Genomic DNA, 13773 nt, shown 5'->3' with positions numbered 1-13773 from the left:
TTCGACTGGATGCTCAGGGATCTCTACGACGGCGTCCCGGGCATCGAGATGATCGTGGTGCTCTCCGCCGACGGCCTGCGCATCGCCCGCTACTCCGGGGACCCGGACGCCGCCGACCGGGTCGCCGCCGCCTGCGCGGGCCTGCAGAGCCTCGCGAGCGCCGTCAGCCAGGAGATCCCCACCAGCGACGGCGACATGAAGATGGTGCTCATCGAGATGAACGGCGGCTACTTCTACCTGATGGCCGCCGGTCCCAACGCCTATCTCGCCGTGCTCTCCGACGTCCGCTGCGAACCCGGCCGGATGGGCCTGAGCATGGCCGACCTGGTCGCCCGGATCGGACCCCATCTCACCAGTCCCGCACGGCGCAACGGGCAGACCGTATGACTCCTCCCAGGCGCCAGAGGCGATCCCCCGGGCAGGACCGGTCCGCCGCGCCGGCCGCGCCCGCCCCGTCCGGCGCACCCGCCAAGGAGGGCGAACTCCGCAACCCCGAGCGGCTCTTCGTCATCGGCGGCGAAGGCGGCGGCGAACGCGCGGACATCGACCTCGTCACCCTGATCGTGGCCCGTGCCGACCCCCCGGTCTCCGCCACACCGGAACAGGCCGCCCTGCTGCGGCTGTGCGCCGCACCCCTGTCCGTGGCCGAGCTGTCGGCCTACCTGAGCCTGCCGTTCAGTGTGGTGACCGTGCTGCTCACCGACCTGCTGGCGACGGAACTGGTGCAGGCCCGCGCCCCGATCGTCCGCCAGAAGGTCGCCGACCGAAACCTCCTCGAAGCGGTGATGCATGGACTTCAAAAACTCTGACACCATCCCGGGCCCACGCACCGAGGACCGGCTGCCCCACACGGCCGAGGCCGCCGTGAAGATCGTCATCGTGGGCGGCTTCGGTGTCGGCAAGACCACCATGGTCGGCTCGGTCAGCGAGATCAGACCGCTGACCACCGAGGAGACGATGACCCAGGCCGGCATCGGCGTCGACGACAACTTCGGTTCCGCCTCCAAGACGGCCACCACGGTCGCCATGGACTTCGGCCGCATCACCATCACCGACGAACTGGTGCTGTACCTCTTCGGCACGCCCGGCCAGGAGCGCTTCTGGTTCCTGTGGAACGGCCTCTTCGAGGGCGCCCTCGGCGCGGTCGTCCTCGTCGACACCCGCCGCCTGGAGGTCAGCTTCGACGTGATGGGGCGCCTGGAGGAGCGCGGCGTGCCCTTCGTGGTCGCCGTCAACACCTTCCCCGACGCGCCTCGTTACCCCGTCGCGGAGCTGCGGACCGCGCTCGACCTGCCCGAGGAGATCCCCATCCTCGACTGCGACGTGCGGCGCCGGGCCTCCAGCCGGGACGTCCTGATGACCCTGATGCGCATGCTGCACGCCATCGCCATGAAGGGCGCGCTCACCTGACCACGCACGGCCGGCCGACCGACCGACCCCTTGACCCGACCCACACTCTGTCTGCGGAGCGAGACTGTGACGCCTGAACGCCACTCCCCGACCGGAACGGGCGAACCCCTGCTCGAACCACCGCCCGGCTGCCCCGCGCACGGCCTCGGGCCGGGCGGACTGCACCGGCTGCACGAGGCGGACGACCTGGAGGAGCTGTACGAGAAGCTGCGTGAGCGGCACGGGCCGGTGGCACCGGCGCTGCTCCACGACGACGTACCGATGTGGGTGGTCCTCGGGCACGCCGAGAACCTGCACATGGTGAGCACCCCCGCCCAGTTCTGCCGCGACAGCCGGATCTGGACCCCGCTCAACGAGGGCATGGTCAAACCCGACCACCCGCTGATGCCGCACATCGCCTGGCAGCCCATCTGCTCGCACGCCGAGGGCGACGAGCACAAGCGGCTGCGCGGCGCCGTCACCAGTGCCATGTCCGACCTGGACTTCCGGGAGCTGCGCCGGCACATCAAGCGGTACACCCAGCGCGTCGTCAACCAGTTCTGCGAGCAGGGCCGCGCCGACCTCGTCAGCCAGTTCGCCGAGCACCTGCCGATGGGCGTGATGTGCCACCTCCTCGGCATGCCGCAGGAGTACAGCGACCGGATGGTGGAGGCGGCGCGCGACACGCTCAAGGGCACCGAGACGGCGATCGCCAGCCACGCCTACGTCATGGAGGCCCTGGGACGGCTCACCGCCACCCGCCGGGCCGACCCGCAGGACGACATCGCAGGCCACCTCGTCAACCACCCGGCCGGGCTCACCGACGACGAGGTCAGGGAGCATCTGCGGGTGGTCCTGCTGGCCGCCTACGAGGCGACCGTCAACCTCATCGGCAACGTGATGCGCGTCGTGCTCACCGACCCGGGCTTCCGCGCCCAGCTCAGCGGCGGTCAGATGACCGTGCCCCAGGCGGTCGAGCAGTCCCTGTGGGACGAGCCGCCGTTCAGCACGGTCTTCGCCTACTTCGCCAAGCAGGAGACGGAACTGGGCGGTCAGCGCATCCGCGCCGGTGACGGCCTGCTGCTCGGTATCGCACCGGGCAACATCGACCCGCGCATCCGTCCGGACCTGGACGCGAGCATGATGGGCAACCGCGCCCACCTCGCCTTCGGCGGCGGCCCGCACGAATGCCCCGGGCAGGACATCGGACGGGCCATCGCCGACGCCGGCATCGACGCGCTGCTGATGCGGCTGCCCGACGTCCAGCTCGACTGCGACGAGGACGACCTGCGGTGGCGGTCGTCGATCGCGTCGCGGCACCTGGTGGAACTGCCGGTACGGTTCGAACCCAGGGCCCAGCAGGACATCAGGCAGCAGCCGAGCCACACCCCGCACCCGCCGCGGCGCGCCGCCTGGCACGTCGGCCTCCCGAAGCCGGAGGAGCGGCGGCCGCAGCCGCCGCTCCCGTCCCACCCTCCGCAGCCCGTGTCGGCGACGGCCGCGCAGCCCCAGCAGACGCCGGCAGCGGAGAGTCCCCGTCCCCGCGGTGCCTGGCAGCGCTTCCTGCTCTGGTGGCGCGGCTACTGACCGCCGCACCGGCCCTCCTACCCTCCTACGCCGCCCAGTCCTCGTACGCCGACCAGGCGCCCAGGGACCGTCCGCTGCGGAAGCGGTGCTCGCGCCCCGTGACCGGATCGGTGAACCCCAGCTCCCGCGCGAGCAGTTGCAGCGGGCGCCGGAAGTCACCGGCCGGCACGGGGGCGGTCACCTCGGGGTAGAGCGGGTCGCCGAGGATCGGCACGCCGAGGGCGTTCATGTGCACGCGTAGCTGGTGGGTCTGCCCGGTGCGGGGCAGCAGCCGGTACCGCCCGAGCCCGAGCCCGGGTCCGAGCCCGCCGTCCGGACGGTGTTCGAGCAGCTCGACGCGGGTCACGGCGTTCGGCTCGCCGTCGACCTCGCGGGCGGCGAGCACCCCGCGCTCCTTGAGGATCCGGCTGCGGACCGTCCGGGGAAGGGCGAGCGCGGGATCGTACGGGGCCACGGCCTCGTACTCCTTGTGCACCCGCCGGTCGCCGAACAGGCTCTGGTACGCGCCGCGTTCCTCGGGGCGCACGGTGAACAGGACCAGTCCCGCGGTGAGCCGGTCGAGGCGGTGCGCGGCGCCCAGCGTCGGGATGCCCAGCTCCCGGCGGAGCCGTGCCAGCGCGGTCTGGGTGACATGGCCGCCGCGCGGGGTGGTGGCCAGGAAGTGCGGCTTGTCCGCGACGACGACGTGCTCGTCGCGGTACACGATCTCCAGCGGGAAGGGCACCGCGACCTCGGCGCGCGGCTCGCGGTGGAACCACACGAACATGCCCGGCTGGTACGGCGCGTCGCTTGCCACCGGCCGCCCGTCCGCGCCGACGAACCGCCCGGCGTCGAACATGGCGTCGACCACGCCTGCGCCCGCGCCGGACAGCCGCTCCGTCAGGTGGTCACGCACCGTGGACCACGGCCCCGCCGGGGGCAGCCGCACCCGCATCGCGTCGATGCCGTCACGCTGCGGCAGGGGCGAGGGCGGGGGAGGGGTGCGGCGTCTCATCACCAGCCAGCGTACGAGGCGGTGACCTGCGGCGGTGGGGCGAGGCGGTGGGACCGCGGCGGAAAACCGCTGGGCCGCCGACCGGTCCCGTTGGCAGGATGCCGCCCATGCCCTATCTGACCCGCCCGGTCCTCGCCGCAGGCGCCCTCTCCCGTACCCCGCAGCCCACCCTGCCCACCGGCGACGGGCTGCTGCTGCGCCCGTGGCGCACGGAGGACGCTCCCGCCGTGCACGCGGCCTTCCAGGACCCGGTGATGCACCAGTGGCACGTACGCGCCGCCGACTCCGAGGAGGAGGTGCGCGGCTGGATCGGCGAGTGGCAGCGGGCCTGGGAGCAGGAGCGGGGTGTCCAGTGGGCGGTCGCCGACGCGGCCGACGACCGGCTGCTCGGCCGGGTGGCCCTGCGGGAGGTCATGCTGGGCGACGGGGGCGCCGAGGTCGCGTACTGGACCACGGCGGCGGCCCGCGGCCGGGGCGTCGCCGGGCGTGCCACGCGGACGCTCGCCCACTGGGCCCTGGACGAGATCGGCTTCCAGCGCCTTGAACTCCTGCACGCCGTGGCGAACGAGGCCTCGTGCCGGGTGGCCCGGAAGACCGGGTTCACCCTGGAGGGCACCAAGCGTCGCGCCGTGCTTCATCCCGACGGGTGGCACGACATGCACCTGCACGCGCGCGTACGCGGCGACTGAGACCGGGACGTCGCGCCGTCCGACAGCGCCCCCGTGCAGAGCCACCGTGCCGCTACTCGGCGGCGGTCGTGCTCTCCTGCTCGGCCTCGATGCGGGCGTTCCACTCCCGCTTCGAGGCCTGCCAGCCGTCCTCGTTGTGGCCGAGCCGCCAGTAGCCGGAGATGGACAGGTTCTCGCGGGGGAGCTCGCGCTCCACCCGGAGGTACTGGCGCAGTTCCTTCACACAGGCGGCCTCGCCGTGGACGAACGCGTGCACCCGTCCCTCGGGGAAGTCCAGTGCGCGCACGGCCTCGACCAGAGCCCGGCCCACCGGCCGGTCGCCGCGGTGCAGCCAGACGACCTCCACGTCGGAGTCGATCTTCTGCTCCTCCTCGGAGCCGTCGATCTCGACGAAGACGAACGCGCGAGTGCCGTCGGGCAGCGCCTCCAGGGACCGGGCGATCGCGGGCAGCGCGCTCGCGTCGCCGGCGAGCAGGTGCCAGTCGGCGGTGGTGTCGGGGGCGTAGGCACCGCCCGGACCCATGAAGTGGACACTCTCGCCGGGCCGTACGCGCTTCGCCCAGGGCCCGGCAAGACCCTCGTCGCCGTGGATGACGAAGTCCAGCGTCATCTCGAGGTGCTCGGCATCCCAGTGGCGCACGGTGTACGTCCGGGTCACCGGCCACTGCTCGCGCGGGAACTCCGCACGGATCCGCTCCATGTCGAAGGGCTCCGGATACGTCGCGCCCCCGCCGGGGAACAGCAACTTCACATAGTGGTCGGTGCAGGTGTCCGCGGCGAACGCGGAGAGTCCCTCGCCGCCGAGCACCACGCGCTGCATGTGCGGGGTCAGCCGCTCGGTGCGGACGACCTCTGCGGTGTGCGGCTTGCGCGGCTTGCGTGCCGGACGGTCTGCCATGACGGCCTCCCTGCTCCCTGCGTGCGGTCCCTGGTCCCTGCGTGCGGTTCCCGGGGGGTTAGGTTTACCTAAGCTAGCATCCCGGCCCTGCTTGTGGCTCATGGAACGGGCGCCGCGCGGTACGCCTCAGGCGGTGAGCGTGGTCAGCAGCCGTTGCAGTGAGCCGCCCAGACCCCAGCGGGCCGCCAGCCCGTCCAGCGCCGCGGCATCGCGCGGACCGTGCGGCAGCGCGGTGCCGACGTCCGGCAGTGGGACGTCGTCGGCCACCCGGACGACCTTCGGGGCGACCGCGAGATACGGCCGTGCCTCGGTCAGCCGCTTGCGCTGCGAGGGGGTGAGCTTCGCCTTCGGGTCGTCGACGGCGGCCTGAATCCCGGCCAGGTCCCCGAACTCGGCGAGCAGCTTGGCCGCCGTCTTCTCGCCGATGCCGGCCACGCCGGGCAGGCCGTCGCTCGGGTCGCCCCGCAGCAGCGCCAGGTCGGCGTACCCGCGCCCGTCGACGCCGTATTTCTCGCGCAGCGCGGCCTCGTCGGTGAGGTTGAGCGTGCCGACGCCCTTGACCGGGTAGAGCACGCGCACGCCCCGGGCGTCGTCGACGAGCTGGTAGAGGTCCCGGTCGCCGGTGACGATGTCGACCGGGCCGGTGGCCCGCGCGGTGTACGTGCCGATGACGTCGTCCGCCTCGTACCCGGCCACACCGACACGGGCGATGCCGAGCGCGTCGAGGACGGCCTCGATGACCGGCACCTGCGGCGACAGCGTGTCGGGCACCGCCTCGGCGTCGGGGCCCGCCGGGCGCTCCTCGGCCACGCGGTGCGCCTTGTAGGAGTGGATCAGCTCCACCCGCCAGTGCGGCCGCCAGTCGGCGTCCATGCAGGCCACCAGATGGTCGGGCCGGTGGTCCTTCACCAGGCGGTCGATGAAGTCGAGGAGCCCGCGCACGGCGTTCACCGGCGTGCCGTCGGGCGCCCTCACCGAGTCCGGCACGCCGAAGTACGCGCGGAAGTAGAGGGAGGCGGTGTCGAGAAGCATCAGTCGTCCGGTCACGCCTCGCATCATGCCGCAGGTGGCGTGGGTGAGTGAGGGAGGACCTGTGAACTGAATCACTCAGATGTTTGGCGCATAAGTATCCGGGCAGGCGCGCAGCCGGGCCGGAGCTGGTTGATGCATTCAACTGTTAGGGGAGCTTCGCGCCCTGCCCCTGCCCCCGACTCAAGAGGTAAGCGTGTCAGCCAGACTAGAGGCCGAACACCTGTACAAGGTCTTCGGCAGGAAACCGGACCAGGCAGTCGAACGACTGCGCCAGGGGGACGTCCACAAGAACCAGGGGGACGCCCGCGAGGACCAGGGGGACGTCCGCAAGGATCAGGGGGACGTCCGGGAGGCGCTGCGTGCCGACGGCACCACCGCCGCCGTCATCGACGCGTCCTTCACCGTGGAGCCCGGCGAGATCTTCGTGGTCATGGGTCTGTCCGGATCCGGCAAGTCCACGCTGCTGCGCATGCTCAACGGTCTGTCGGAGCCGACCGCCGGGCACGTCCGCTTCGGGGGCCAGGACCTCACCGAGCTCAGCGACCGCGAGGTGCGAGAGGTCCGTTCCAAGAAGATCAGCATGGTCTTCCAGCACTTCGCGCTCTTCCCGCACCGCAGCGTCCGTGACAACGCTGCCTACGGTCTTGAAGTGCAGGGCGTGCCCCGCGCCGAGCGCGAACGCCGCGCCGACGAGGCGCTCGCCATGTGCGGCCTGGCCGGCTGGGAGAAGTCCTGGCCCGACGAGCTGTCCGGCGGCATGCAGCAGCGTGTCGGCCTGGCCCGCGCGCTCGCCACGGACGCCGACCTGCTGCTGATGGACGAGTCCTTCAGCGCCCTCGACCCGCTGATCCGCCGCGACATGCAGGACCAGTTGCTCGACCTGCAGAAGACCCTGAAGAAGACCATCGTCTTCATCACCCACGACCTCAACGAGGCCATGCGCCTCGGCGACCGCATCGCCATGATGCGCGACGGCCGGATCGAGCAGATAGGCACCGCGCAGGACATCCTGATACGTCCCGCCAACGACTACGTCGCCTCCTTCACCAAGGACGTCGACCGCTCCCGCGTCCTGACCGCCGGTGCCGTCATGGAGACCGACGTGCGCGGCGACGAGGCCGACTGCGACTGCGAGACCGCCATGCCCGACACGCCGTTCGCGGAGCTGTGCGCGATCAGCGCCCGCGTGCCCCACGCGGTGGCGGTGCTGGACAGTGACCGTCACCTGGTCGGGGTCGTCCCCGCCCAGCGGCTCATCGGCTTCCTCGGCGACGAGGCCGACATCGTTCCCGGTGTCTGCGCCAGCCCGCGGGACAAGGGTGGCAAGAAGGTGATCAGCCGTGCCTAGGATTCCCCTCGGCGACTGGGTCAACAGCGCCGTCGACTGGCTGCTCAACAACGTCTCCTGGCTCTTCACGTTCCTCAAGGACATCTTCACCGGCGCCTACGACGGCATCAACGCCGTCCTCCAGGCGCCCGAGCCGCTGCTGCTCGCCGGCATTTTCGCCGTGCTGGCCTTCTGGCTGCGCGGCACCTTCGCAGGCATCCTCTCCTTCGCCGGATTCGCCTTCATCGACTCCCTCGAACTGTGGGAGAACGCGATGGTGACGCTGGCGCTCCTGCTGGTCGCCACGATCATCGCCCTGGTGGTGGCGGTGCCGGTGGGCATCTGGGCGGCGCGCTCGGACCGGGTGAGCGCGTTCGTCCGGCCGGTCCTGGACTTCATGCAGACGCTGCCCGCGATGATCTACCTGATCCCGGCGATCCTGTTCTTCGGGACCGGTTCCGCCCCGGGCATCGTGGCCACGCTGATCTTCGCGCTCGCCCCCGGCGTCCGCATGACCGAGCTGGGCATCCGCCAGGTCGACAAGGAGCTGGTCGAGGCGGCGGAGGCGTTCGGCACCACGCCCCGCAACACCCTGCTGCGCGTCCAGCTCCCGCTGGCCCTGCCGACGGTGATGGCGGGCGTCAACCAGGTCATCATGCTGGGCCTGTCCATGGCCGCGATCGCCGGCATGGTCGGCACCGGCGGCCTCGGCGGCGACGTCATGGAGTCCATCGGCCAGCTCAACGTCGGCCTCGGCGCCGAGGCCGGTCTCGCCATCGTGATCCTGGCGATCTACCTGGACCGCATGACCAGCGCGCTGGGCACCCACGTCTCCCCGCTGGGCCGCCGCGCCGCCGCCAAGGCACGCGCCGCCAAGGGCCTGAAGATCTGGTCCTACCGCCCCCAGCCGCAGGTCGCCGTGATCGGCATCGTGATCCTCGGTCTGGTGGCCGGCGGCATGGGCATGTTCGGCGGCACCGACGACGACGCCGACACGGCATCCGGCGGCAAGAACGTCGGCGAGGGCAAGAAGATCTCCATCGGCTACATCCCCTGGGACGAGGGCGTCGCCTCCACGTACCTGTGGAAGGAGATCCTCGAACAGCGCGGCTTCGAGGTCCAGGCCAAGCAGTTCGAGGTCGCCCCCCTGTACACCGCGCTCGCACAGGGCAGCATCGACTTCCAGACCGACTCGTGGCTGCCGACGACCCACGAGCAGTACTGGAAGAAGTACGGCGAGCAGCTCGACGACCTCGGCTCCTGGTACGACGAGACGTCGCTGGAACTGACCGTCCCGGCGTACATGAAGGACATCAATACCCTCGCGGACCTCAAGGGCAAGGGCGACCTCTTCGACGGGAAGATCACCGGCATCGAGTCCAGCGCCGGCGAGACGAACCTGCTCAAGACCAAGATCCTCAAGGCGTACGGTCTCGACAAGGAGTACGAGGTCGTCGACAGCTCCACGCCGGCGATGCTGGCCGAGCTGAAGCGGGCCCTCGCCAAGAAGGAGCCGATCGTCGTCCCGCTGTGGTCCCCGCACTGGGCGTACAACGACTACGACCTGAAGAAGCTGAAGGACCCCAAGGACGCCTGGGGCAAGGGCGACGGCGTGCACACGCTGTCCCGCAAGGGCTTCTCGGACGACAACCCGGTCGTCACCAAGTGGCTGAAGAACTTCTCCATGACGGAGAAGCAGCTCACCAGCCTCGAGGCCGAGATCAACAAGGCCGGCAAGGGACAGCAGCAGAAGGCCGTCCGCACCTGGCTCAAGGCCAACCCGGGCGTCGTCGACAAGCTCGCCCCGGTCGCGGGCGGCTCCGGCGCCACCCCCGCCGAGGCCAAGCGGACGGTCGACGTGGCCTGGTTCCCCTGGGACGAGGACGTCGCCGTCACCTACCTGTGGAAGAACGTCCTGGAGCGGCGCGGCTACAAGCTGAACCTGAAGCAGATGGACGTCGGCCCGGTCTACACCGGCCTGGCCACCGGAGACCTCGACCTCAACTTCGACGCCTGGCTGCCGTACGCCCAGAGCAATTACTGGAAGAAACACAAGGACAACCTCAACGACCTGGGCACCTGGTACGAACCGACCTCCCTGGAGATCGCGGTCCCCGCGTACGTGAAGGACGTCAAATCCCTCGCGGATCTCAAGGGCAAGGCCGACCTCTTCGACGGGAAGATCATCGGCATCGAGCCCGGCACCGGTGAGATGCAGTTGCTGAAGAACGAGGTCATGCCGGGCTACGGCCTGGAGGACGAGTACAAGGTCGTCGACGGCTCCACGCCGGCGATGATGGCCGAGCTCAAGCGGGCCCTCGCCAAGAAGGAGCCGGTGGCGGTCGTCCTGTGGTCGCCGCACTGGGCCTACAGCGAGTACGAGCTGACCAAGCTGAAGGACCCCAAGAAGGCCTTCGGCGAGGGCAACACGATCCGCACCATCTCCAGCAAGAAGTTCCCCGAGCAGTACCCGCAGCTCACCGAGTGGATCAAGAACTTCCACATGAGCGAGGACGAGCTGGGCAGCCTCGAGGCCGAGATCGAGAAGCGCGGTCAGGGCCACGAGGAGGAAGCCGTCGCGGCCTGGCTGAAGGAGCACCCGGACATGGTCGGCCGGATGACCCCGTAGTAGCACGACGCACATGGGACCGGTACGGCATCGTCGTACCGGCCACCCCGAGGGGTGGGCCCGGCGGCGCCTCCTGACGGCGCGCCGCCGGGCCCACCCCTCGGGCCGTCTCCGGCCCGGACACGGTAAGGATTCGGCCAACCACGGAGCGCCAACCCCCTGCCTGAGCATCGCTCCACCGGCCGGGAGCGGCGGGCGGGAACACGGAGGGCCGCCCACGCCTTGAACCGGTAAGGCCTCCGGTACGGCGGAAGGACCCGCCTGCCGGTGGCGAGAACCGTGAGGTCGCGGCCATCGCACCGTGACGTCGATGTGACGGCCGCCTGAAACGGTTTGCCGAACATGCGTAGGGTGCAGAGAACTCATCAGGAGGACGGCGCCCCCGAACGGGGCACGACGGGCACGACGGGCACGACGGCTACGACCGGTACGACCGGTACGACGACGAGTGAAGGAGGGAGCCGGAGCGATGGGCGACCACAAAGATCAGCATCTTCGGGTGGGCGCGGCCGTACGGCGACGGCGCCGGGCCCTCGAACTCACCCTCGCCGTGGTGTCCGAGCGCAGCGGCCTGTCCGTGCCCTTCCTGAGCCAGATCGAGAACGACCGGGCGCGGCCCAGCCAGAGTTCCCTGGAGAAGGTGGCCGACGCCCTGCGCACCACCGCCGTGGAACTGCTCGCCGCCGCCGACCCCGCGTGCAGCGTCGACGTGGTCCGTGCCGAGGACCTCGACCCCGAGCCGGCACCCAAGGTGCGCTCCCTGGTGCGCGGACACCACCAGATGCACGCCTCCGAGTTCACCGGCGACCACGACGCGGGGCGCGAACTGCAGTACCGCAACGACCAGTTGATGTTCGTCGCCGAGGGTGCCGTGGAGATCGAGGCCGAGGGCCGCGCCTACCGGCTCGGGCGTGGTGACACGCTGTACCTCACCGGCGGGGTGCGGCACCGCTGGCGGGCCACGGTGTCCGACACGCGGCTGATCGTCGTCGCCGTCGCCGAGCACATCGAGGCGGTCCGGGAAGGGCCCCGACGGTGAGGACATGCCGGTGAGGGTGGTCTCCCTGGTGCCGTCGCTGACCGAGGCGGTGGCCGGTACGGTCCCCGGGGCCCTGGTCGGCGCGACCGACTGGTGCACGCACCCGGCCGGTCTGGACGTCGTGCGCGTCGGCGGCACCAAGAACCCGAAGACCGACCGGATCCTCTCCCTGGCGCCCGACCTGGTGGTCGCCAACGAGGAGGAGAACCGCGCCCCCGACCTGGACGCCCTGCGCGCCGCGGGCGTCGAGGTGCTGGTCACCGAGGTGCGTACCGTGCCGCAGGCCTTCACCGAGCTGGACCGGGTGCTCACCGCCTGCGGCGCGCCCTCCCGGCCCCGGTGGCTGGACGAGGCCGAGGCGGCCTGGTCGGACCTGCCGTCCTCGCCCCCGGAGCGGCGCCGCACGGCCGTGGTGCCGATCTGGCGCAGGCCCTGGATGGTGCTGGGCCGCGACACCTTCGCCGGTGACGTCCTGTCCCGCCTCGGCGTCGACCACCTGTACGCCACACACACCGAGCGCTACCCCAAGATCCCGGTGGACGAACTGCGGGCGGCCCGCCCGGACGTCGTGGTCCTGCCGGACGAGCCGTACCGCTTCACCGCTGACGACGGCCCGGAGGCCTTCCCCGGCCTGCCCTGCGCCCTCGTCGACGGGCGCCACCTCACGTGGTACGGGCCGTCGCTGGCGGAGGCGCCCCGGGCACTGGCCGCGGCGCTGCGATGACCAGACACCCTGTCCCCAGCAGGGCATAAACTGAAGTTATGAGCAGCAGTACGAGCAGCGGCACGGGCGGCACGCGCGGTGCGGCCGGCGTGGAGGGCGGGCACGGCACAAGGGAGCGGCACGTGTCGGGCTCGCTGGCGCACCGGGTGCCGGACCTCGGGGCGATGGAGCTGCTGTTGGCGGTGGCGCGCCTGGGCAGCCTCGGCGGGGCCGCGCGCGAGCTGGGCATCACGCAGCCGGCCGCCAGCAGCCGCGTGCGCTCGATGGAACGGCAGTTGGGCGTCGCCCTGGTGGACCGCTCACCGCGCGGCTCCCGGCTCACCGACGCGGGCGCGCTGGTCACGGACTGGGCGCGGCGGATCGTGGAGGCCGCCGAGGCGTTCGACGCGGGCGCGCAGGCACTGCGGGACCGGCGGGACTCGCGGCTGAGGGTGGCGGCGAGCATGACCATCGCCGAGTACCTGCTGCCGGGCTGGCTGGTCGCGCTGCGCGCGCAGTTGCCGGACACCGCGGTGTCGCTGCTCGCCGGGAACTCGGCGGCGGTCGCGGAGCGCCTGCTGGCCGGGGAGGCCGACCTCGGTTTCGTGGAGGGGGTGAGCGTGCCGGCGGGCCTCGACTCCGCCGTCATCGCCCACGACCGGCTCATCGTCGTCACCGCGCCGGGCCACCCCTGGGCCCGCCGCAGGCGCCCGCTGGCCGCGGCGGAGCTGGCGGCGACCCCGCTGATCCTGCGGGAGAAGGGCTCGGGCACCCGGCAGGTCCTGGACGAGGCGCTGGGCGGCCTGGCCCGCCCCCTGATCGAACTGTCCTCCACCACGGCGGTGAAGGCGGCCGCGGTGGGTGGCGCCGGCCCCTCCGTCCTCAGCGAACTCGCCGTCGGCGAGGAACTGACCACCCGACGCCTGGTGAGCGTCCCCGTGGCCGATGTCGTCCTGGCCCGCGACCTACGAGCGGTCTGGCCCACCGGCCACCGCCCGACGGGCCCGGCCCGCCAACTGCTGTCCCTGACCAGGGCCTAGGCGTGCCGACGGGTCTGTGGGCGTGTCCGGTCGTGAGGGGCTCGCCCGAGGGCGCTGCGAGTGCTGCGGGTGGCGTGGCCTGGCGGCCACAGCCCGGCGGGCCCGGCTCGCCGAGTGGTGTCGGTTGCCCCGAGGGCAGGCGTGGCGGCGGGTCCGGTAGAGAGGGCTCGTCTGAGGGCGCTGAGGGTGCTGCGGACGGTGTCGGTGGTGCGGGTGGTGCGGGTCGTGTGGCCCGGCGGTCACTGCCCTGGGGGCTCGGCTTGTCGACTGGTGTCGGCTGACCCGGGGGCAGGCGTGGCGGCGGGGGCATGTCCGGTCGTGAGGGGCTCGTCTGCGGGGGCTGCGGGTGCTGCGGGTGCCGCGGGTAGTGCCGGTGGTGCGGGTGGTACGGGTGGTGTGGCCGGCGGTCACTGCGTGGCGGGCTCGGCTCGTCTAGTGGTGTCGGC

The 13773-nt window shown here is 71.6% G+C and carries 13 protein-coding genes; 10 read left to right on the top strand and 3 right to left on the bottom strand.

Features of this window, described 5'->3' with window-relative positions:
- The first annotated feature begins 9 nt into the window (after window positions 1-9).
- From KUM40_RS37260 to KUM40_RS37245, 4 genes are all read left to right on the top strand, one after another.
- Window positions 10-387: a roadblock/LC7 domain-containing protein gene (locus KUM40_RS37260; protein ID WP_167308645.1), complete on the top strand. Its 378-nt coding sequence runs from the start codon at window positions 10-12 to the stop codon at window positions 385-387.
- Window positions 384-809 (top strand): DUF742 domain-containing protein, encoded by a 426-nt coding sequence (locus tag KUM40_RS37255; protein WP_217170746.1) that lies wholly within the window; start codon window positions 384-386, stop codon window positions 807-809. The genes KUM40_RS37260 and KUM40_RS37255 overlap by 4 nt, the downstream gene beginning before the upstream one ends.
- Window positions 790-1410: an ATP/GTP-binding protein gene (locus KUM40_RS37250; protein WP_217170745.1), complete on the top strand. Its 621-nt coding sequence runs from the start codon at window positions 790-792 to the stop codon at window positions 1408-1410. Before KUM40_RS37255 ends, KUM40_RS37250 begins: the two co-directional genes overlap by 20 nt.
- A gap of 66 nt (window positions 1411-1476) precedes the next feature.
- Window positions 1477-2976 (top strand): cytochrome P450, encoded by a 1500-nt coding sequence (locus tag KUM40_RS37245; protein ID WP_217170744.1) that lies wholly within the window; start codon window positions 1477-1479, stop codon window positions 2974-2976.
- A 25-nt stretch (window positions 2977-3001) separates the two neighbouring features.
- Here the strand turns inward: KUM40_RS37245 and KUM40_RS37240 are convergent, their stop codons facing one another.
- Window positions 3002-3970 (bottom strand): RluA family pseudouridine synthase, encoded by a 969-nt coding sequence (locus tag KUM40_RS37240; RefSeq protein ID WP_217170743.1) that lies wholly within the window; start codon window positions 3968-3970, stop codon window positions 3002-3004.
- Window positions 3971-4077: 107 nt separating this feature from the next.
- On the opposite strand from KUM40_RS37240, the gene KUM40_RS37235 reads away from it, so the two are divergent.
- A complete protein-coding gene (locus KUM40_RS37235) occupies window positions 4078-4659 on the top strand; it encodes a GNAT family N-acetyltransferase (protein WP_217170742.1) in 582 nt (193 codons plus the stop codon).
- A 52-nt stretch (window positions 4660-4711) separates the two neighbouring features.
- On the opposite strand, the gene KUM40_RS37230 is transcribed toward KUM40_RS37235, so the two are convergent.
- Both KUM40_RS37230 and KUM40_RS37225 read right to left on the bottom strand, forming a co-directional pair.
- Window positions 4712-5557 carry a siderophore-interacting protein gene (locus KUM40_RS37230; RefSeq protein WP_217170741.1) on the bottom strand — a complete coding sequence of 282 codons (846 nt, stop codon included), beginning with the start codon at window positions 5555-5557 and terminating at the stop codon, window positions 4712-4714.
- A 126-nt stretch (window positions 5558-5683) separates the two neighbouring features.
- Window positions 5684-6589, bottom strand: coding sequence for a 5'-3' exonuclease (locus tag KUM40_RS37225; protein ID WP_217170909.1), 906 nt, complete (start codon window positions 6587-6589; stop codon window positions 5684-5686).
- A 193-nt stretch (window positions 6590-6782) separates the two neighbouring features.
- On the opposite strand from KUM40_RS37225, the gene KUM40_RS37220 reads away from it, so the two are divergent.
- The 5 genes from KUM40_RS37220 to KUM40_RS37200 all read left to right on the top strand — a co-directional run bounded on the left by KUM40_RS37220 (window position 6783) and on the right by KUM40_RS37200 (window position 13327).
- A complete protein-coding gene (locus KUM40_RS37220) occupies window positions 6783-7937 on the top strand; it encodes a glycine betaine/L-proline ABC transporter ATP-binding protein (protein WP_217170740.1) in 1155 nt (384 codons plus the stop codon).
- On the top strand, window positions 7930-10545 hold the full coding sequence (locus KUM40_RS37215) for an ABC transporter permease/substrate binding protein (RefSeq protein WP_217170739.1): 2616 nt from the start codon (window positions 7930-7932) through the stop codon (window positions 10543-10545). Before KUM40_RS37220 ends, KUM40_RS37215 begins: the two co-directional genes overlap by 8 nt.
- A gap of 469 nt (window positions 10546-11014) precedes the next feature.
- Window positions 11015-11584 (top strand): helix-turn-helix domain-containing protein, encoded by a 570-nt coding sequence (locus tag KUM40_RS37210; protein ID WP_217170738.1) that lies wholly within the window; start codon window positions 11015-11017, stop codon window positions 11582-11584.
- A 10-nt stretch (window positions 11585-11594) separates the two neighbouring features.
- A complete protein-coding gene (locus tag KUM40_RS37205) occupies window positions 11595-12308 on the top strand; it encodes a helical backbone metal receptor (protein ID WP_217170908.1) in 714 nt (237 codons plus the stop codon).
- Between the two features lie 164 nt (window positions 12309-12472).
- Complete coding sequence (locus KUM40_RS37200) at window positions 12473-13327, top strand: LysR family transcriptional regulator (protein WP_254396269.1); 855 nt, start codon at window positions 12473-12475, stop codon at window positions 13325-13327.
- Window positions 13328-13773: the final 446 nt, after the last annotated feature.

The organism is Streptomyces sp. AC512_CC834 (assembly GCF_019049325.1).
In the GTDB taxonomy this organism is placed as follows: Bacteria; Actinomycetota; Actinomycetes; order Streptomycetales; family Streptomycetaceae; genus Streptomyces.
Note: the sequence above shows the minus strand (reverse complement) of the source record. Positions and strands in the feature narration are given on the sequence as shown.